Here is a 20,542-nt window from a genome sequence, read left to right on the forward strand (position 1 = left end):
CGGCCACGCTCCTCGGCTCAGCCCGGCGTGCCACGCAGCCCGGTCAAGGCATGCGGTGTGAGCAGGGCGTCGACCTGGACCGGGGTCAGCAGCCCCTTCTCGAGGACCAGCTCAACCGCACCGCGGCCGCTCTCGTCGGCCTCCCTGGCGATCTGAGTGGACCGCTCGTACCCCAGGAGCGGGCTCAGCGCCGTGACCACTCCGATCGAGTCGGCGACGACACGGGCCAGCCGCTCGGTGTTGGCGGTGATGCCGGCGACGCAGCGGTCTGCGAGCACGGTCGCACCCGCGGTCAGGTGTTCGAGGCTCGCAAACAGGGCCCGGGCGATGATCGGCTCGAAGGCGTTGAGCTGCAGCTGACCACCTTCGGCGGCGAGGGTGACGGTGACGTCGTTGCCGATGACCTCGAAGGCGATCTGGTTGACCACCTCCGGGATGACCGGGTTGACCTTGCCGGGCATGATCGACGACCCGGCCTGGCGCGGCGGCAGCCCGATCTCGTCGAAGCCCGCCCGCGGCCCCGAGGACAGCAGGCGCAGATCGTTGCAGGTCTTCGACAGCTTCACCGCGACTCGTTTGAGCACCCCGGAGAGCTGGACGAACACGCCGACGTCCGCGGTCGCCTCGACCAGGTCGCGGGCGGACGTCAACGTGGCGACACCGGTGAGGCCGCGCAGCTCGGCGACGGCTCGATCCCGGTACGCGGGGTGCGCGTTCAGGGCGGTGCCGATCGCGGTCCCGCCCAGGTTCAGCTCGTGCAGCAGGAGGCGCGCCTCGGCGAGGCGCTGTTCGTCCTCACCCAAGGTGATCGCGAAGGCGCCGAACTCCTGCCCCAAGGTCATCGGCACCGCATCCTGCAACTGGGTACGGCCGATCTTGAGAATTCCGGCGAACTCCGCCGCCTTGTCCGCGAAGGCGGCGCGTAGTACGGCGAGGCTCGCGAGGAGCGCCCGGATCCGCCCGTCCAGGGCCAGCTTGACCGCGGTGGGATAGACGTCGTTCGTGCTCTGCCCGAGGTTGACGTGCTCGAGCGGATGTAGGACGGCGTAGTTCCCACGCTCTTCGCCGAGGAGTTCGAGTGCGCGGTTCGCGATGACCTCGTTGGCATTCATGTTGGACGAGGTGCCTGCCCCGCCCTGGATGAGGTCCACCACGAACTGGTCGTGCAACCGGCCACCGCGGATCTCGATGCACGCAGCGACGATCGCATCGGCGAGATGACCGGGCAACGCAGCGACCGAGCGGTTCGCCTCGGCGGCAGCCTGCTTCACCGTCGCCAGGGCCTCGACGAAGTACGGCTTCGCCCCGAGCGTCTCACCGCTGATCGGGAAGTTCTCGACCGCGCGCGCGGTGTGCGCGCCCCAGTACGCGTCGGAAGGGACGTCGACGTCTCCGATGAGGTCGTGCTCGCGCCTCGCCACCGTCACCACCGGGCCCCGAATTCGGCAGCGCAGCGTTCGCGGGGTGATCCGATGCCGGTTGCAGCCTTTGCGGCGAGATGGCGCACACCACCAGATTGCGAGGCGCCCACGGAAAAGACAAAGCCATCTTTCCGGACCGCTGCATCAGCGATTCCGATGCAGCCCGGACCAGGCGGGCCGGTGTCACGTTCCACCGGCCGAGCGGCCCCCGGGGGCGCCGACGCGGTTCAGGCGGCCAGCGGGTTCGCGCCTCGTCAACAGGCCGGCCCGCAGGAGCTTGCATCTCATCCTTAGATGCAAGCGTTCGAAAACATATTCTGGCCTGCTGCAGCGGTGTCACCCAGACTCGGATCCATCGACGTCACCACCGTGGAATCGGGGAATCGCGTGAGGACCTCCCGAAGCGAGAACGTCGTGACCATTGGAACGGAGGTTGACATGGCGCAGGACGAGGTCGAGGTTCTCGTCGTCGGCGCGGGGCAGGCCGGCTTGGCCATGAGCGAACACCTCGGGGCACGGGGAGTCCCGCATCTCGTGCTGGAGCGCGATCGGATCGCCGAGCGCTGGCGCACCGGGCGCTGGGACTCCCTCGTGACGAACGGTCCGGCGTGGCACGACCGCTTCCCGGGACTCGAGTTCGCCGACGTCGATCCCGACGGGTTCGCATCCAGGGAGCAGGTCGCGGACTACTTCGCCGCTTACGCCGAGAAGATCGATGCGCCGATCCGGTGCGGCGTGGACGTGCAGCGCGTGCAGAAGAACGTCGGACGCCCCGGCTTCCGCGTGGAGACGTCGGACGGAACCATCGACGCACGCTACGTCGTGGCGGCGACCGGGCCGTTCCAGAAACCGGCCATTCCCCCGGTCGTCCCCGGGAACGCGAAGGTGGTCCAGCTCCACTCCAGCTCCTACGGCAACCCGGAGCAGCTGCCCGAGGGCGCCGTCCTCGTGGTCGGGGCGGGGTCGTCGGGCGTCCAGATCGCCGACGAGCTGCAGCGGTCCGGCAGGCAGGTCTACCTGTCGGTCGGCCCGCACGACCGGCCTCCGCGGCGGTACCGAGGGCGCGACTTCTGCTGGTGGCTTGGAGTGCTCAACAAGTGGGACGAGGCGGCACCTCCCCGCGGGGCCGAGCACGTCACGATCGCGGTCACCGGAGCGCGTGGCGGTCACACCGTCGACTTCCGGGCCCTCGCGGCCGACGGCATCACCCTCGTCGGCATGACCAGCTGGTTCGAGGACGGCCGGCTGCACTTCGCCTCCGACCTGCCGGTCAACATCGCCAACGGTGACGCGACGTATCTGAGGATGCTCGACGAAGCCGACGACTACGTCGCACGCAACGGCCTCGACCTGCCCGAGGAGCCGGAGGCGCGCGTCTTCGGGCCGGACCCGGAATGCGTGGTCGACCCGCTCCGCGAGCTCGACCTCGCCACTGCCGGAGTCACTTCGATCGTCTGGGCGACGGGTTTCGTCTCCGACTACGGCTGGTTGCAGGTCGATGCCTTCGACGCCGACGGAAAGCCCCGGCACACCCGCGGCGTGTCCTCCGAGCCCGGGATCTACTTCCTCGGGCTGCCCTGGCAGTCGCGACGCGGATCGAGCTTCATCTGGGGGGTCTGGCATGACGCCGCATACGTGGCCGAGCACATCGCGATCCAGCGCAGCTACCTCGCCTACGACAGAGCCATCCGCTCGTCGGGCCCGCACCTGACAGCCGATACCTCCCGTCACAACCAGGACGACGAGCCCACCGTCACCACGACCGGAGGCAGCGCGGTCCAGGTCGAGCGGGCCGCTGGCGCGCAACTCGGCGAGCGGTAGCTGTTGTTGATCGCGTCGACCAGCGCTGCCGGGTATGCATCTGCGCTTCGCCGGGCAGCTGCTCAACGCCGCGTACCCAGGGCCTGGTTGCTCGGCACGCGACGCTTCTTGATGAGATCGCTGCCGTCGGAGAGCAGTTGGCCGAACCCGAACCCCCGCTGGTCAGAGCAACGCGATGCGTGTGGTTAGTGCGCAACTCCCCCCTCGGACACCCAGACGTTGCACACCTGCGACGAACCACGTACCAGTGTCAGAACCCGCTTGAACACGCGTACGTAGCAGCGACGCGCCCGTGGCGGTGGTCGTCGTGACCAACGTCGGCATCGCGCCCCTCCTGCTCCCGGCACGGACGCCCAGCGCTGGAGCAGCACATCCAGCCCGGGCAGCCGCTGTACCTCGCCGCGGATTGGCGCTACCGGAGCGCCCGATCACCCGCACCGCGGACACCGTCTACGGGATGTCCGTCCTCGATCGAGGCGGGCGGATCGCCGATCGCGCGACGGTCGCCGCGCTGGGCTGGACGCCCGGCACCAGGCTGCGCGTCCACATCGCCCACACCCACCTCACGCTGCACGCGGCGATCGACGGCCCATTGGCCGTCAAGGACCACCGGTTCCTCTGGCTGCCCGCCGCGACCCGGCATCGGGTCGATCTGCGGCCCGGCGATCGAGTATTGCTGGCCGCTGAACCCAGGCGGCAGACGCTGGCCATCTACCCACCCGCCGCGCTTGACGAGCTTCTGACTCACGAGCGGTCGGCCTCGAAGGGCGGTGACCGCGATGAGTGACTACGCGCCCGACCATTCGAACCCGAGCATCGCGGAGCTGGATGCTGCCCGGATCCTGCTGACGCGACTCGGACTCACCGCCGAAGACCTCCTCGACGCACCGGTTCCCCGACCTGAAGCGCCGACCTTCCGCGACTACATCGCCATCGTGTCCGCCGGCGCACGTCCCGGCACCCGCCGTGTCCACAGCAGCTACTGGAACCGGATCGACAAGCACTGGGGCGAACGCCGGATCGACGAACCCAGCCCGTCGCAGATCCGCCAACTCCTGGTCGACCTACGACATGCCGTTGGCTCCGTCTGCGCACGGCGTCGCAGCTCCATGGTGGGCCTGCTGGACCGCGCACCTCGCCGGCTACGGCTGAATTTGGATGCGCCGGAACGCGACTGGCGCGCTATTATAGGATTGAAGACCGATGTAGCCAGCCGGATCTCCGCTATCAGTCAACCGGACTCCACGAGTCACATCTTGGTTGGCGAAGTTGGCAGTTTGCTTAACCACTTTCGTCTCAAGATCAGTTAGTTCAACCGAATAGCCGTTTCCTCGGACGTCAATCTCATACTGATACCACCGCCCGGGGATCAAGTTCGGGCCCGGGTCGTAGTTTTGCAGGTCTGGCTCAACGCCGTCGCCAGCTGGGATGTTATAGATCGAGCCTGTTCGGTGCTTTCGCAGGTCAGCTCGGTCGTCGATCTGCACCTCAAAGCCTGAGTGAACGGCACTCCACGCTCGATTGACGTTGAAGCGTCCGGCGTCCCCGGCAGCCTGCATGCGCTGGAGGGTTGCTTGGGTTGGGTCAAGCGCGGGGTCACGAAAGCGTACCAACACTCCTGAGTTGTGGCTCATCAGATCGAAGATTCGGAACTCCAGGCGTAGCGTGAAGTCCGAGAACGCTTGTCGCCTGTAGTAGAGAAGCCCAAAGTCCCCGCTGCCAAACGTCACGATGTCCCCATCGATCAGCCCAAAGGAGTTGCTGTCGTTCGGACTTGTCCGAGCCCAGTCCGTGTTAAAAGTTCGCGCTGTTCCATCGAAGAGAGCAGTCCACGGTGCAACGGGCGCGAAAACTGGCGGCCGTGGCAACACCTGATCTGCAAGGAGCGTTACCGTCCTGCGGCCGAGGGCAACGCCGGTGAGCATTGGATTTGGCGAGCCCGAGGTTGGATTGACGGCTGGCCCGGCGACGTAGCAGTTTGTCGTGTCATGGATCCGGCCGAACTCGTTGGTGACACCCACGGCTGGATTGTCGCTCATCCACAGCGTGCCAGCTTCATGATGCGTCGTGCCAAGCCTGTCTCGCCGATCTTGGTGCGGGTGCAGCGCTGCGAGGTCTGCAGGGGCGGCGCCCGCCGGCACGGGGATCGTGCGCCCTGACTGGAGCAGTATCTCGAATGGCTCTCCATTTGTGAAGATCACGGCGACCTCATCAGTGAAGCGATCCATCGCCCCCCAGAGCAGACGGTCAGCTCCGGTTTGCGCGCTACCGCCGGCTGGCTGCCGCGCATCACCAATGTCGACAAAGGCTCGAGGCCGCCCGTTCTCCCAGTCGCTGGGTGTCTTCGCAAGATCGACAAAGCTGTCAGGGTTCATCGGCGCCATCTCACCAATGCCGCGCAGTGTGATGACGACGTGCGTGTCATCCGCCTGGAGTAAATCGTTCATGTGCTCGATGCTCGGGATCTTCTTGAATAGCTCAGCTTCTGAGTCGTTTCCGAACTTGCTCAGGCCGGACGCGGTGATTTGCAAATGGAAGTAGCGGTCGACACCGTTAATCTGAGCCTTTCCCTTGAGGAAGAGAGCTGATACCTGCAGTGCGCGCGCCGCCGGTAGGTTTGCGAGCTGGGCGGCAATCGAGTCACGTGGAATCCGAATGGTGAGGTTGGAGCGCAGATGTGCCATCAGGTTTTTGCCGATACGAGCTGCTGCCCGAGGAGCTGCGAGCGACGCCTGGAATGTAGTCAGAGCAAGACGCGCGCTCTCGATCGTGCCGAGCGCTATCACCGCAACACTTTGCCGGCCCCCGGGCGTTGGCGGAGCAAGCGGCACGACCCGCTCGTTGCCCGCACTGTCCCGCACACGAACGCCAGTCACCCGAACCCAGTTATCAGCCTGTGCCTCAGTGATGAGCTCCAGTACCTGGCACTTGGGAACAATCATCAAGCGCTTCCGGGCGTCAGCCTCGGCGCCGACACCGGCTGCTTCAGACGCCGCCAACCGGGCCACCCGCACCAAGAGAGGTATAGCGCTGAACTTGTTTACCGGGAAGAGGCCTGGCTCCGCTACTGATTGAACGGCCAGCGGTGCTTCGAGCTTCAGTATGTTCAGGAGGTCAGCCCTAGCAGGTACGGCAGCACCAGCCGGGAGTTGGAGTTTCAGCATCTCGAGCAGGTCAGCATCCGTGGGCGCATTTCCAGTTCGCCGACGAAAGACTCGGACGGCCGAATGGTTCCGCAGCGCTTGGAGTGACAATGTGGCAAAAGTGCCAGTACCGCCCGCGCCTCCGATGCCGTCGTACAGCAGCTGTCGAAGCGCCTGATGGAGTGGGCCGTAAATGAAGTCGTTGCTCGCGGTGACGCCGATCTGTTCACCCGCATCGTAGAAGTACTGGTTCTGAAGATCTGCGACGACGCCTGGCGGCCAGCCGTTCATCTCGTCGTTCGCCCCCGGCACGACTCCCTCGTCAGCGCCGGGTGGCTCGTCGTGAAGCAGCTCCGGGGACCAGCCGCCCCACGTGAGGGACCGGCCACCAATGGCGTACAGCAATCCGGCGCCAGACTGCGGGCCCTGCTGATAGCCGAGGTCTGAACCTGGACGAACCACCCACGGCGCGCGCATGCCTGGTTCCCCACCCATAAAGGGTGTGTTTTGCACGTGCTCGGGCAAGATGAAGGGTCCTTGCTCAAGCACAAGGATGCGCCTGCTGCGTGTCGGATCACGCAGGAACAGGCCAGCTGCTACAACTGAACCGAAGGACCCACCGCCGACGACTACAGCATCGAACGGCCTCTGCTTGCCGCCCACAAGTAGGGCCGTGCTGGCGATCGCTTCATCAAGGGTGTTGCAGACGTAGCGACCCATATTGTCGAGCGTGAAGGTCGTGTCTACATCAATGAGTGGCTGAGTCATGAATTATGCCTCTCGGGTGCAGCCGAGCCATCAGGCTGGAGATGAACCGCTGTGACCCACGTAGGAGGAGGCGGTGCGGGCCCTTGATACCCCGGTCAGAGACGGCGACCACGGCGTCGCCCACAATGAGCCGGTGACCGCGTCAGGCGTGAACGGAGCGGGGGAGCGCGCCGGCACACAGGGCGTCGGCCAGCCGATCGGCCATCGATGACCCAGACTCGGTCACATCAGGTTCTCGCAGTGACCACGGAAGGTGGTTCAACCGCGTCTCGCCGATGCGGCGACACCCCGTCTTCCCGCCTCGGGGCAGCTCGGCGACGATGTCGCGCCGTCACTGGCCAACTCGCATCCCTCGAATAGGCAGCAGCACCGGTTGCTCCCGGCCGGGTGCGCCGTCGCGCGGTCGTCTACCACCACAACTACCGGGCGCCGGGACACGAGCCCGGCTGGGAGCGGGTGGCGACCGCGGGTGCCGTCGCAGTGGACGCCGCGACGGTTGGTCGTGTGGGTCCGCCGGGGCAAGCACATCGAGATGCCCATGAGGCAGCCTTGGCTCGCCGGGATCACGTGGCGGCGTGCTCGGTGCAACCGCGTGGTGTCGCCTACGACGCCGGTGCGTTCAGCCAGGAGCGATCCGGCGACGTCGAGGTGCGGGCTCAAGACACGGCGGGCGGCGGAGCTCGCCGGGTTGATTGGCCGCACGCGCCCCGTCGAGCCGGTGTGGAGCGAGCTGGTCGCGGACGACCACGTGCACCTTGAGCGCGGCCGCGCCGCGACGGTCACCCGCGACGACGACGCCCCACCGGTCACGGTGTCGGGCACCCGCGGTCGGCCCCAGCGAGTCATCGCGATCGTCGCTGTCAGCAGCCATCGCTACGTCGTCTGCGTGGGGGCGGTCCTGGCAATCAAATCTTTGATATCTAGGCGGCCCACAGCTCGGGGTGCTCTAGGTCATGGTTCGCCACAGCCACAGTCTGCTGCAGATGAACCGAACCCGCCGCCAGCCCAAGCGTTCCGCTCGCGTCTGATTCGTACTGTGCTGCGGGCGGACCAGCCCGATCCAAGAGCTTCTGAGCGTTGTCCACTATCGCAGAAACGTCATAGTTCCCGGTTGCGACAGCTGAAGCGATCTGTGCGACGAGAGCAGCAGCCGGAAGCACCACCCGTGCGTGACGGAGCATTCGCCTGAGGAACCGGTCCTCCGCTTGCGGGATATGCTGTGCGAGTTGGTATACGAAGTGCTGCAGGCCAGCCCGAGCGACTTCGATCTGCCTAGTTCGATCGTTCGGATTCCTAGGAGCATATTGGACGGCCGCACGCGTCATCTTCAATAGCTCAGATATCGGCGGCGGAGGAGGCGCCACGTATCCCATCCTGAACAGCACGATGGCATAGTTCTCAGAGAGCAAATCTGATACCGACTCTTTCAGTTGCTCATAGGATCGCTCGCCAGGAACAGCGATGTCAATGCCGGACGGCATGTTAGCTCGGTAGAGGATATCACCCCAGAGGTCGCCATCTTCATTCATTTGGCGCAATACCCGATGCACGTCTCGCGCCGCCGCCAGCTTTACGTAATACTCAGCATCCGGCTCATAGGCAGCGTGCACGACTAGGCTGACCATCTGAAGCTCGTCGAGCCGCATACCTAAGCGATCGATCATCGGACACTCCACGTGTATCGGACAATTGTAAATTGTCCTGCGTTGTCAATGCTCTAGTTGGAAATAGTGCGCCGATGCGGCCGCGGGAAGCACTCGATCGCGCGATCGGCGCTCGAGGTCGAGGCCACCAGCAACGTTCTCATCCCTGTCTCGGTCAGCCGACGCAGTGGACGTCGGGGTCTTTGGTCGGCAGTCCAGGTGGAGAACGCGCCGATTCATGGCGATCCCGCCATGGCGGTTGTCGCTGTGTCGGGCAGCTTGTCAAGGACGTCGACGAGCTCATCTGCCAGGGCGCCGACCTGGGGATCGGGCCACCAGCCCGAGTGACGGTGGATCGGGAGTGGTAGCGAGAAGGTGTCGGGGACGAGTGCGACCGGGTCGCGGCACCACACATCGATCCGGCCGAGGTGGTCGCGCGGCCCGCACGGCTGTGTCGTGTCGGGAGGGCGTCCCACCCACGACCCGATGTAGTCGCTGCGCCGGACCGCGTTCGTCCACCTAGGTTTCGGCGCGGCCGCTATCAGTTCCGCCAGCGCCCGCAGGTGCTCACCACCGAAGAACGCGGGAAACGCGCGCCCGTAGAGCCGCCGAAGGGGGCAGGCGAGGGTGAGGAGCGCGACTCGCTCGCGCACGTCGGCCGGGAGCTGGGCGACGACAGCCGGGGCGATCACCGAGCCTTGGCTGTAGCCGGTGAGCAGCACCGGGCCGGTCGGCGATATGAGCTGGGGCGGGGTGAACCCGGTGGCGGGCTGCATACCGTCACGTACGGCGGGACTGCAGCCGGTCAGCACGGCGATCCGGTCGACAACCTCGGGCACCGCGCGCTCGGCGTAGCAGGGCGGCGCGAGCGGGTGTGCGGCGCGCGGCCAGAAGGTGCCGACATCCCATACCGCGCCGATCGTGCGTCGCCGGTCGCTATCGGCGTAGTCGCTGCGCAGCAGCGCGACGAGCACGGCGCCCATCAGCAACGCCGCGCCGGCACCGGCGGACGCGATCCACTCCACCAGGACCTGCGTGCCGCCGGCCTGTTCCGTGGCGGGTACGCCCACCTCGGATCGGCCGAGCCGGAACCCCAGGAGGGACGCGGCAACACCGACGGCAAGCACACCGCCGACGGTGATGATCGCGAGCGCACGCCCCAGTCCGTCCGCGAGGTCACCGACGGCCCACGCGCGGGCGATCCGTAGCCGGTCCCGGCAATGCGGATCGCCCGTCGATGGGTGATAGGTCGTCTGCACCCGGGCTTCGTGCTGACGGCGGTCACTGCGGAACCTCACACCGAGCACCAGCCCTGCAACGACCGCACCGACGAGGCAGCTCAGCGGGGCCGCGGCGAAGGCGTAGAGCGGCCAGGGAACCGCCACCTTCGTCGGGTCGGCGAGGCTGCTGGGCGCCGCCCCGCCGAACAGTCCGGCCGTCGACAGGGCGACCACCGCGCTGAGCAGCCCCCCGAGCACGACGGCGAGCATGACAACGACGGTGCAGAGATGCCCGCGCAGGTAAGGGCCGGGCCCCGGGTCGAGACTGTTGGTCATCCGACCTGGCCGGAGCGCCGTGACCGCGACACCGAGCACGACGAGCATTAGGGCCTGCGCCGCGGTAAGGACTACCCAGACCGTCTCCAGCACCACGGTAACGGAGTGTGCACTGTCCCAAGTCCCGGTGATCCCGTCGACCACCACGGTGAGCAACACGGACGCCGCCGCGACGGCGAGGACGGCGATTCGCCTCGGCTTCGTGGCGACGGGAGCGCCGAGCCGGAACTCCGGTCGCAGCTTGGCCGAAGGGAGCCGCGCCTCGAACTGCCTGTGCGCGACGTAGTACCGGTTGACCGCGCGGGACATCGTCACCAACACCGATCCCAGCACGACACCCCCGCCCACCACCACGCACAGCAGACGCCCCGGACCCGGCGGCCCCGGCAGCGCGCCGACGACCGCCACGCTCCCGAGCGCCGCCGCCACGTGCAGGGTGCGCTGCCGGTCGACCAGCTCCTTGCCCTGCCAGAACGCCGGCTCGGCCATCGGCCAGCTCCGCGGAACCGCCGTGGACGCGGCCGGGTCGACCGCCGGGTCACGCGCCTCATATCGGTTCGCGGTGCGCACGCTGACCACCCAGAGCAACCCAACCACCAGCGCGACCGCGACCAGCGCGGCCGACCCCCGTGCCCACCCTGCCCACGCACCGAGCCACGTGAGCACCACGGGCAGCCGAGCGGGATCCTCCGCGCCCTGAAGCGCAACGGTGTCTAGCAGCGCGCCCAATGTGGCGACGACCATCTGCAGCGTGGCGGCCAGGGCGAGCAGCCGAAGCGCCCCGTCCGCGACGTCGTGCACGCGGTTGCGCCAGGCCGCAGGCGACGTCCGGTCGCGCGGCGGCAGCATGAAGTGCGCGACGTTGTAGAGCATGAACGGGGCGAGCAGGATCCACGACGCCGATGCGAGCGGGACCTGGGTGAGCCCTCCCCACGAGTACGCCTCGGCCCGCCACGGCACGCTCACACGGCCCTGGCCGGCCGGGGTCCAGCGCCGGTGGAACCCGGCAAGGCGGTCGCCCGCGACCTGCATGGTCGCCGGATGCTCCAGCACCGTCGACCCGTTCGACCCGGACACGCCATGAATGCGCAGCTCGGTCACCCTGCTGGCGAGGTCGACATCGACCAGTGCACCCGCCCGCAGCGCCCGCGCGGGGCTGGTCAGATCCCCCGGCGCGAATCCTTCGAGCGCCGTCACCCCTGGCCCCGCGGTATGTCCGACGCTCGTGCCGACGTCCGGAACGAGGTAGTTCTCCTGCGCGCACATCGCCCCTCCCTCGCCCTGACGACGCCGCGGACAGACTGACCATCACCAGGAAGGACTTCGGTTGCACCAGCCCGACGATGTGGACGTGCAAGGCCTCGCATCTGATACACCGACTCAAGGATCCATCCCGCGAGGAGCGGCGCGCCGGTGTGGAACGCGACCTCTGTTTCGGCCCGGATTTATACCCAGAGGCCGGTGTGCTCGCCGCCCCCGGCGAGGACGACGCGCGTCCAGCGGTTGCGGCCGCCGCGGAGGGAGGACGACGCTGGCGGGGTACCAGCGGCCGCGCACGGTCGTTGTCTGCGGTTGATCGGGCACCTGGGTCTCCTCCAGAGCCTGTCTCATGAGCAGTGGGAAGAAGCCACACTGACTCACTAGCAATACGAAGAACTGCGTATAGGCACCCGTCACACTCGGCGCATACCGTTGCCGGATCGGCGTCCACTGGGCGCACGCCAGGCAGCCGAGTGCAGCTTCAATGGAGCGGGGCAGCGCCGAGCCCGGCTAACCAGAGCCCCCGCACGGTCCGGAGACCAGCATGACACTTGGCAGATTGTCGATGCCGACGTCAACAAACCGACTTGGTCTCGGCGGGTGCCTCGCGCGATGCTCTAGACCCGGGCGGCACCTTGAAGATCACGGTTCTCAATGGGACTCAGTAACCCACAGCCTCCACGTACACGGCTTGGAGTACGGGATCGACTAGGACAGGTCATGGGCCAACCAGACCTGTCTCTGATCGACCGCTCGCGCCTACTCGAGGAGGACCGATGGAGAAGAACTGGCCGATCCAGAAGATCGGCTCACAGGGGGAGAATGTTCGAACAGTCCAATACCTGCTGCGACACCACGGCTTCCATCTGGGGGTCGACCGCAAGTTCGGCCGGCAAACGCAGGATACGGTCCGTGATTTTCAGCGCGACCAAGGTTTGCAGGTCGACGGAATCGTCGGCAACGAGACCTGGCCGGCCCTCATCGTCCTGGTCAGTTCGGGTGGCCGGGGCGACGTGGTTCGAGCGGTCCAGCGACAACTCAACGCCCGATCCTCGTCTTTGGCCATCGACGGCGTGTTCGGCCCTCAGACCGCGTTGGCGATTCGCCGGTTCCAGCAGGCGAACGGCCTGCTGGTCGACGGGATCGTCGGGCCTGACACCTGGTATGCCCTCGTCACCGCCCCGGCAGCGGGCCCGACGCTCCGAAGGAACATCGCAAAGGTGTCCGAGGCCGAGCGGAACAAGCTCCGCGACGCCATCCTCCAGCTCGACATCAGGACATATCCCGACGGGGTGTCGTTCTGGGACAAACAGGACCAGATACATCAGGCGACCCACGTGCACGGCGGCCCGTCGTTCATCCCCTGGCACCGGGAGCTGATCAACCGCTTCGAAGCTCTCCTCAGGCAGATCGACCCGACAGTAGCGCTCCACTATTGGGACTGGCAGACCGACCCGCGCAGCAGCCCCGGCGGCGCCGGCGGCACGGTCAACCTCTTCAGCACTGGCCCAGGCGGATTCATGGGAAGCGCCAGCGGCCGTGCAGGGCCGCCGCTGGACGGGTTCGACAACGGTGGCAGCTTCCCAGGCAGCCGGGATGCCACCGGGAACCCGGCCGACCCGCCCCGGGAGATCCGTCGCAACCTAGGCCCGGGAGCGCCAGCGCTGGACGCCGACGCCACGTTGCTGGCGGCAGGGGACGGCCTCCCCGGAGCCGAGCAGTGGCAGCGGGTCCGAGAGGCGATCGAAGACGCTCACAACACCGCCCACGGATACTTCGGGCCCGGCAGCAGCATCCTGAACGCACACAGATCATTCGAGGATCCGTTCGTCTTCCTCCTGCACTCCAACGTCGACCGCCTGTGGGCCAAATGGCAGCGGGAACCAGGGCAGGAATGGCGGCTGGACCCTGCTCGCGTCTACGGCGACGAGGGCACCGACCCCAGAATCCTCGAGAACCTGGAGCCATGGGCGGGCGGGACCGGAACCAGACCCTGGGCACCACCCGACAACCAGCAGCAGGTCAAGAACTGTAAGCACCCCTCCGTCGTCGAACCGCCACGCTACGAGGACTAATCCCGGCTCATCACGATCTCGAGGTCGTGTCCGGCGCGTGCGCACAAGGTGCTCGAGGCGGACTCGGCGCAGGGGGCACATCTGCTACCGACAGGTGGTCGACACCTACACCGAGGCCGCCGTTGCGGCCGGCGAACAGAAGAAGGCGACCACCGCGCAGCGGGAGATGCTCGGGCTGTTCGAGGGCCGAAAGGCCCTCCCATCGGGCCGTGGACACGGTCCGGGCCCGGCTCCGCGAGCTGAGCTGACGCGATCGGGAGAAACCTGCGGGATCGCGACGACCGATGGCCTGCTTGGAGGGGACCGCGGCGCCGTTCACTCGGAGGCCGGAGGCCAGCGAGTCATGACGCCGCGTGTCCCTTCTGGTGGTTCCACCCGAACGATGCCGATACCGCAGTAAGGCCCGGCCCAGCTCGCGTTCACTCGCCGCCTCGGCTCGGCCACCGATACGGGACTCCAGCGGGACCGCGACCTCGCCAAGTGCCGCACGACCGAGTTCGGCTCGCGCTGGTCCGCCAGTGTCGGCGGCGCCTGAAAACTGACCCCTTTACGGCGCCTGGGTGAAAGTTGACCGCAAGATCGTTCTCAGGATGGGGAGGGTGCTGAGCGTGGAGGACTGGGCGGAAATCCGCCGGTTGCACCGGTCGGAGGGCATGCCGATCAAGGCGATCGCCCGGGGGTGATGGGGCGTTCGCGCAACACGGTCGTCCGAGCTGTATCCAGCCGAGCTCGGTAACTCTCTTGGCTACGCGCACAGGCCTCGGCGTTGGCGCCGTTGTCACGGACCGGAACCTGATCGAGAACAACGACTCGTTCAGCAATGCCGCACAGGGCATCAACATCAACGAGTCCTCCGACAACACCGTCCGCGGCAACCGCGTCTACGACAACGCCGAGTCCGGGATCGGGATCAGCCAGACAGCGCAGGGCAACGTCGTCGAACGCAACCAGATCCGGGGCAACCAGCAGGACGGCGTCCGCGTGGTCAGCGAATCCGTGCAGACGGCCGTGCGCGACAACGTGATCGGCGAGAACGAAAGATACGGCTTCTATGTCGACGTGGACGGCGAAGTCGACCTCGCCGGCAACACGATCTTCGGCAGCCGCGCGGGCATCATGCTGAAGGGCTCGCCGCTCGACCCCTCCGGCGACAACCAGGTCTTCGACAACCGCGAAGGCGACATCGTCAATGACTGAGGTGCGGACGGCGGGTCTGCTTGCGCCGAGCCTTGGATCGTGATCCGATCCAACGGCGAACCTCGGTTGTATAGTCCAGGTATTCCTCTCCGAAGACCCGAGTCAGGTGTCGCTCCTCGCTCGGAATCCAGCGGCGGTAGGATGCCCACACACCTGCAGCGATCATTCCCGCAAACGCAGACCGGCCCGAGGCAGCCAGGCCGGTGGCAACCAATCCGAGGCCGAGGTACTGCGGGTTGCGACTGTAGCGATAGATGCCTGACGAATGCAGCGATCCTGGCTCGATGCCGGAGAGCTGCTTTCCGGCTCCGAACGGTCGAGCACCCGCCAGGGCAACCCCGGCACCGAGCAGAGCAGCGGCGGTTCCGGCAAGTCGTGCCGGACCTGACGGCAGGGAGATCGGCCAGGTGCGGCGACGGCATCCCCAGGCGAGTGCCGCAGCGTACGCGCCGTAAGTCGCATACATCGCGGCGGCAGTTCCGCGAGAGAGCGTGTCCCTCTGGGCGTACTCGTTCTCCATCTGCCGCAGCAACGCTGCCGTACTTGCGCCGACCACTCCCGTCAGCAGGGCCGGTCCGACGACCGCGGTCTTCATCGGCATGGCCGCGGCACCGATCTCAGGTCGCGACGAGCACGTCGTGTGCCGCGCGGGCATCGAGCCCGCCGGTGGAGGTCATCGTGCCGCGGGGCGGGATGGCTCATCGCCGGTCTCCTCGAGATAACTCGTACAGTGCTGTACGGTTTAGATGATGCGCCGGGTGGCCGAGGTTGGCAAACCCCGCTGCGGAGCAGGTCCGCGATGGACGCCGGAGGTGGTGCAGGTGGTCGAGCAGCGCACGCTGGACACACCCGCGGTGCGGTTCCAGTACGCGGTCGCAGGCGACGGACCACCTGTCGTTCTGGTGCCGGGCGCTGGAGGGTGGAAGCTGAGCCTCGAGCGCATGATCACCGAGCTCTCCGACGGTCACCGGGTGTTCGCCGTGGATCCGCCAGGGCAGGGCGGCACGCGAGTCGTCGACCCGGTGTTCGGTTACGACGCAGACGCGATCGCGCGTTCGCTCGGCGATTTCCTCGACGCCGCCGGGATATCGGCGACCGCCGTCGTCGGGCACTCGTGGGGCGGCGGCTTCGCGCTGCGACTCGCCCAGCTGCGTCCCGACCGGGTCAGCAGGCTCGCCCTGCTCGCACCGGGCGGCCTCGACGTGACAGACGGGTGGGAGTTCCGGCTACTGAGGAAACCGCTGATCGGTGAGCTCGCGACCCGGTTCACCTCGATGGCATCGGCGCGACACATCCTGCGCAAGTCCTTCGCCCACCCGGATCGGATGCCAGGCGACGAGTTGCTCCGCGCGGCAATAGGGCAGATGCGATCGGCCCCGGATGCGGAAGGGCTCCGACGGGATCTGCTCCGGGTCGAACGTGGCGTCCGGTGGTCCGACACGGAGCGGGATCTCGACCGGGTGAGGTGCCCGACTTTGATCCTCTGGGGAAACCGCGACCGATACTTCCCCGTCCAGCTGTTGGCCCGGTTCACCAGCCGCCTGCCCGACCTCGAGGCACACACGCTTGCCGGCTGCGGGCACTCGCTCCATGACGACTGCCCCGATCGCGTCTACCCGCTGCTGACCCGGTTCCTGACCGCGAACGTCGACACGTCAGCCCTCCACCGCGAGGAGGCACACGATGGATAGGACGCCGGTGAACGGTTTGGTGGTGTCCGGACTCGCCCAGATCGCCCTCGGGGCGCTCGCCGGATTCCCCTACGCCATCGCCACCTATCAGCCACAGCTGCTCGCCGTGCTGGGCGTGCGCGCACCCCACCGGATCCGGCAGCTGCACCTCGACCTCATCATGATGGGCGCGCTGGTCACGGCCACCGGAGCCGCCTTGCCGCGGCTCCCCCGCGTCGTCGCGGTCCCGCTCGCGGTCGGCTGCTGGACCAACGCGCTGGCCTTCGCGCCGCCGGCCGTAAGACCGTCCATCGAGGGCACCCCGCTCTTCCGAGCAGTGGTCGCCGCCTCGTTCGTGACCACCTCCGCCGGCTGGGTCGCCGCCGCCACGATCGCGGCGAGCCGGTGGCGGGCCGGCGACCGTGCAGCGGCGCGTGCCTTCTCGCCTACGGCGTACTCATCGCGACGATGGGGATGGCGCCGGGGCTGCTGATCAGCGTGGTGGTGCTCATGCTGATCGGTGCTGCCACCGCCGGCCGACAGGATCGAAAGCCTGCTGATCTCCGAACGAACCCCGACCCGATCCCAGACCCACGCCGTCTCGGTGCTCGTGACGGCCAACTGGCTCGGCTTCGCGGTTGGAAGCGCGATGGCCGGAGCGCTCACTCAGCACCTGTCGGTTGGTCACGGCTACCTCGCAGGAGAAGCGGCCGCACTCGTCGCCGGCGCGTACATGTTCGCCGAGCGCTTCACGTGTTCTTCACCGGCAGATGGCGGGTGAGGACCAGCAGCGCCAGCAATGCGGCCGGGATGAGCGAGAGGTAGGCGACGGTGAGCGCCCCGATGATGCCGATCAGGTCCTGCAACCTGCCGATCGGGATGTAGAGGACGCCGGCGACGCCGGTGGCAAACCCCATGAGCATGCCGGACGCGGCGGCGACCGAGTGCGGCGCAAGTGCCTGCGCCGAGACGATCATCAGGGGGAAGTTCGCGTAGACCAGCGCGCCGGCCAGCGTCGCAGCCCCCAGCCCGAGCACCCCGCCCGGAGGCAGGTGGAGCACAGCGATCAGGGGCGCGATCGCCGCAACCATCGTTGCCGGGACCAGGATCCGGCGGTCGACGCGCCGGTCCAGCCAGCCTGCCGCGACTGCTCCCAGGCCTGCGCCCAGCACGAACGCGCCGAGCGTCGTGGCGATCGTCGGGTCGTCGCGTGGAACGCCACGCTCGTGGACCAGCCACAACGGGATGGCGCTGGTGAAACTGACGAACGCGAGATCGGCGAACATGCCGGCGGTCGCGAGCAGGGCTACCGGGCCGTGTGCCAGGCAGCGCAAGCCGGTGCGCGGCCCGGCCAACTCGCCGCGCGGCTCCTCCTTCGGCAGCAGCCGCCACACCGCGATGCCCAGGAGGACGCCCGGCACCATCAGCCAGAGAGTTCCTTGCGGGCCGAGCGTGGCGACGACAGCGAGGACGACGCCCGGGCCGACCGCGGCGCCGATCTGACCGCCCGCGCTGAACAGCCCAACGCCGAGGCCGGCGCTCTTGCTGCCGTGACTGTGCGCGATGGCAGTAGCGACCGGATGCAGGGCAGCGGAACCGAGCCCGCCCACGACGATGACCGCGAACAGCACTGGCACCGTCGGTACGACGCCGACCATGCTCAGCAGGGCGGCGTTGAGCACGATGCCACCGGCGGCCAGCGCGCGGCGGCTGACCTGGTCAGCAAGGGCGCCGAGGAACGGTTGGGTGATCGAACTGGTGGCCCACTGGCCGGCGACGAGCACGGCGAGCGTGGTCGCGGACAGGTCGAATTTCGCCTGCAGGGTGGGGAGCAGCACGGCGACGATCGCGGTGGCGGCGTCGTTGACGGCGATCTGATTCCGGCAACTGTGGAATTTGAGGGACGTCAGATAACCTGTTGACGTCCAGGAGTCGTCAATTCAGCAACCCTCGCAAGTAACGCAGCGATTCAGGCCACTCAGGGGCGGCGCTAGCAACTCGATCTCGGCGAGCAAAGCCGCGTGATGCGGGCCCGGCAATAGCACCCATGGGCCGCACTCCTGTGACCCGACACCAGCCGCATCGGGGGCGTGGCCTCGTGTCCACGCCCAACGACGCCAACTGACCGGCCGAGGCTGCCACCGAGACCCACCCACCCGCAGAGCCCACCTGACGCTCGATCAATGTCGCGCTTGGGCACGCCGCGGGAGAATGCCGCGCGGCGCCCGTGGAATTCCTGTCAGGCGGGTTTGATGTTCGCGTTCGCGCGCAGGACGTTGCGTGGGTCGTGCACGGTCTTGATGAGCGCCAGCCGCTCGTACTTCGCGCCGTACGACGCGCGGACCCTGTCCTCATCGAACTCGCTCATCATGTTCACGTAGCTCCCGACGCCGGCGGCGAACGGGAGCAACGCGTCCCACGTGGACCGCGCCCATTGCCGCTCGGCGTCGAACATCCGCGGGTCGGGCACGTTGGCGTCGATCACCAGGGCGTACGTCGCCGAGCGGCGCCCGCCGAAGGCCGTGGCCTCGTCGGGCACGTCGGCGAACGCGCCGCCGAACGGGAACAGCAGCACCTGCGACATCGGCGACGGCTTCGCCCGGAGGGCCGCCGCCACTACGTCGATCGCCCGATCGGGAAGCTCGTCCAGGTAGAAGCCCTTGGTATAGGAGTGCACGCCCCACGGCGCGCCCTCGTCGAGCATCTGCTGCAATGCGACGTAGGGCATGGGCGTGACGAACTCGAACAGCGGCCCCGCCTCCCTCAGCGATGCGATCAGGGCGGCGTGCTCGTCCGCTGTGCCGAACCCGGCCACCACGAGCGCGACGCCGGGCGCGAAATGCGCCGTCTCCGGGACGAACGGCGCCGGCGGCGCGTTCATGCCCACCATGGCCCCGCCTGCGTTGCGCGGGCCGTCGGCGAAGAACTTCCGGCCGAGCCGGATCGCCTCCTCGGCCCGGTCCAGCTCGAAGAAGAACATCCCGAGGTGAACCATCGGTCCCACCGCGTGCAGCTGGAACTCGAACTCGGTGACCACGCCGAAGTTGCCGCCGCCCCCGCGGAGCGCCCAGAACAGGTCGGGGCACTCGTGCGCACTGGCCCGCACGATCCGCCCGTCGACGAGGACGACCTCGGCCGAGATCAGGTTGTCGATGGTCAGCCCGGCCATCGGGGTCAGCCAGCCGAAGCCGCCGCCGAGCGTCAGGCCGGCCACGCCGGTGTGGCTGACCGTGCCGGCCGGGACGGCGAGCCCGTGCTCCTGGCACGCCGCGTCCAGCTTCGCGAGGGTCGCGCCACCACCGCAGCGCGCCCGCCGCGCGACCGGATCGACGACGACCTCGGTCAGCCGGCTGAGGTCGATCGTCATACCGCCGTCGATCACCGCGGCGCCCGCGACGCTGTGACCGCCTCCCCGCACGGCGATGTCGAGGCCGTTCTCCTGGCCCCACCGCAGTGCCGCGGCCACGTCCGCCGCCGAGGCGCAGCGGGCGACGACCGCGGGCGATCGATCGATGGCGCCGTTCCAGATCAGCGCGCCCCGGTCGTAGTCCGGGTCGTCCGGGAGCAACACCTGTCCATCCATCGCCGCACGCAGTGCATCGATCCAACTGCTCATCGCGTTCGTCGTGGTGCTCATCTACTTGCTCCCCTCGCGGATGTGGCTGATTTCCCCACCGACGCTGCCGCCCGTTCCTGAAGCCGACCTGAAGCCGGCCCACACACCCTCAGCCGATCTTCAGGCTGGGTGGTGCGGCGCACCGGGAGCATGGCCGACGTGACTGCGCGTGCTAGTCGTGGAGGACGCCGAGGCGATCCGCACGGCCGTGGTCGCCGGTCTCGGCGAGGCCCGGTTTCGGCGCCACGACCACCCGTTCCCCCGGGGCTGCGCATCGATCAGTACAGCGACCGCGATCTCGACCGAATCGCGCGCTGGGTGCTCTCCCACGACCTACCCCTCGACCGAGATCACCGACCGAGGGGATATGGC

The 20,542-nt window shown here is 67.7% G+C and carries 14 protein-coding genes and 1 pseudogene; 8 read left to right on the plus strand and 7 right to left on the minus strand.

The window, feature by feature from the left end; translation table 11 throughout:
* Nucleotides 1-17: 17 nt before the first annotated feature.
* A complete protein-coding gene (locus K1T35_RS35020; RefSeq protein WP_220256025.1) occupies nucleotides 18-1,421 on the minus strand; it encodes an aspartate ammonia-lyase in 1,404 nt (467 codons plus the stop codon).
* A gap of 438 nt (nucleotides 1,422-1,859) precedes the next feature.
* On the opposite strand from K1T35_RS35020, the gene K1T35_RS35025 reads away from it, so the two are divergent.
* Together K1T35_RS35025 and K1T35_RS35030 are read left to right on the plus strand one after the other, a co-directional pair.
* Nucleotides 1,860-3,242, plus strand: a complete 1,383-nt coding sequence (locus K1T35_RS35025) for an NAD(P)/FAD-dependent oxidoreductase (protein ID WP_220256026.1) — start codon at nucleotides 1,860-1,862, stop codon at nucleotides 3,240-3,242.
* 457 nt (nucleotides 3,243-3,699) lie between these two features.
* Nucleotides 3,700-4,029, plus strand: coding sequence for an AbrB/MazE/SpoVT family DNA-binding domain-containing protein (locus K1T35_RS35030; protein ID WP_220256027.1), 330 nt, complete (start codon nucleotides 3,700-3,702; stop codon nucleotides 4,027-4,029).
* Nucleotides 4,030-4,384: 355 nt separating this feature from the next.
* On the opposite strand, the gene K1T35_RS35035 is transcribed toward K1T35_RS35030, so the two are convergent.
* The 3 genes from K1T35_RS35035 to K1T35_RS35045 form a co-directional block, all read right to left on the minus strand.
* Nucleotides 4,385-7,153: a family 16 glycoside hydrolase gene (locus K1T35_RS35035; protein ID WP_220256028.1), complete on the minus strand. Its 2,769-nt coding sequence runs from the start codon at nucleotides 7,151-7,153 to the stop codon at nucleotides 4,385-4,387.
* A 920-nt stretch (nucleotides 7,154-8,073) separates the two neighbouring features.
* The gene (locus K1T35_RS35040) at nucleotides 8,074-8,817 is read right to left on the minus strand and encodes a hypothetical protein (RefSeq protein WP_220256029.1); all 744 of its coding nucleotides are present in this window, start codon (nucleotides 8,815-8,817) and stop codon (nucleotides 8,074-8,076) included.
* A gap of 215 nt (nucleotides 8,818-9,032) precedes the next feature.
* Nucleotides 9,033-11,618 (minus strand): hypothetical protein, encoded by a 2,586-nt coding sequence (locus K1T35_RS35045; RefSeq protein ID WP_220256030.1) that lies wholly within the window; start codon nucleotides 11,616-11,618, stop codon nucleotides 9,033-9,035.
* Between the two features lie 770 nt (nucleotides 11,619-12,388).
* On the opposite strand from K1T35_RS35045, the gene K1T35_RS49645 reads away from it, so the two are divergent.
* The 3 genes and pseudogenes from K1T35_RS49645 to K1T35_RS35060 all read left to right on the plus strand — a co-directional run bounded on the left by K1T35_RS49645 (nucleotide 12,389) and on the right by K1T35_RS35060 (nucleotide 14,884).
* Nucleotides 12,389-13,687, plus strand: a complete 1,299-nt coding sequence (locus tag K1T35_RS49645; RefSeq protein ID WP_220256031.1) for a peptidoglycan-binding protein — start codon at nucleotides 12,389-12,391, stop codon at nucleotides 13,685-13,687.
* Nucleotides 13,688-14,286: 599 nt separating this feature from the next.
* A pseudogene (locus K1T35_RS35055) lies at nucleotides 14,287-14,411 on the plus strand (helix-turn-helix domain-containing protein); the annotation flags it as partial.
* A gap of 17 nt (nucleotides 14,412-14,428) precedes the next feature.
* Nucleotides 14,429-14,884 carry a right-handed parallel beta-helix repeat-containing protein gene (locus tag K1T35_RS35060; protein WP_220256032.1) on the plus strand — a complete coding sequence of 152 codons (456 nt, stop codon included), beginning with the start codon at nucleotides 14,429-14,431 and terminating at the stop codon, nucleotides 14,882-14,884.
* Here the strand turns inward: K1T35_RS35060 and K1T35_RS35065 are convergent.
* A complete protein-coding gene (locus tag K1T35_RS35065) occupies nucleotides 14,874-15,485 on the minus strand; it encodes an isoprenylcysteine carboxylmethyltransferase family protein (RefSeq protein WP_220256033.1) in 612 nt (203 codons plus the stop codon). The two genes, K1T35_RS35060 and K1T35_RS35065, sit on opposite strands and share 11 nt — an antisense overlap.
* 220 nt (nucleotides 15,486-15,705) lie before the next feature.
* Between K1T35_RS35065 and K1T35_RS35070 the strand changes: the two genes are divergently transcribed.
* Genes K1T35_RS35070 through K1T35_RS35080 form a run of 3 tightly spaced genes read left to right on the plus strand, consistent with a single transcriptional unit; the run spans nucleotide 15,706 to nucleotide 17,335 of the window.
* Nucleotides 15,706-16,575, plus strand: a complete 870-nt coding sequence (locus K1T35_RS35070) for an alpha/beta fold hydrolase (protein WP_220256034.1) — start codon at nucleotides 15,706-15,708, stop codon at nucleotides 16,573-16,575.
* Nucleotides 16,568-17,047, plus strand: a complete 480-nt coding sequence (locus K1T35_RS35075) for a hypothetical protein (protein WP_220256035.1) — start codon at nucleotides 16,568-16,570, stop codon at nucleotides 17,045-17,047. Before K1T35_RS35070 ends, K1T35_RS35075 begins: the two co-directional genes overlap by 8 nt.
* 27 nt (nucleotides 17,048-17,074) lie before the next feature.
* On the plus strand, nucleotides 17,075-17,335 hold the full coding sequence (locus K1T35_RS35080) for a hypothetical protein (RefSeq protein ID WP_220256036.1): 261 nt from the start codon (nucleotides 17,075-17,077) through the stop codon (nucleotides 17,333-17,335).
* On the opposite strand, the gene K1T35_RS35085 is transcribed toward K1T35_RS35080, so the two are convergent.
* Both K1T35_RS35085 and K1T35_RS35090 read right to left on the minus strand, forming a co-directional pair.
* The gene (locus tag K1T35_RS35085) at nucleotides 17,304-18,494 is read right to left on the minus strand and encodes an MFS transporter (protein WP_370645529.1); all 1,191 of its coding nucleotides are present in this window, start codon (nucleotides 18,492-18,494) and stop codon (nucleotides 17,304-17,306) included. The genes K1T35_RS35080 and K1T35_RS35085 overlap by 32 nt on opposite strands.
* 299 nt (nucleotides 18,495-18,793) lie before the next feature.
* Nucleotides 18,794-20,191 (minus strand): FAD-binding oxidoreductase, encoded by a 1,398-nt coding sequence (locus K1T35_RS35090; RefSeq protein ID WP_255621067.1) that lies wholly within the window; start codon nucleotides 20,189-20,191, stop codon nucleotides 18,794-18,796.
* Nucleotides 20,192-20,542: the final 351 nt, after the last annotated feature.

Source organism: Pseudonocardia sp. DSM 110487 (assembly GCF_019468565.1).
GTDB lineage: Bacteria > Actinomycetota > Actinomycetes > Mycobacteriales > Pseudonocardiaceae > Pseudonocardia.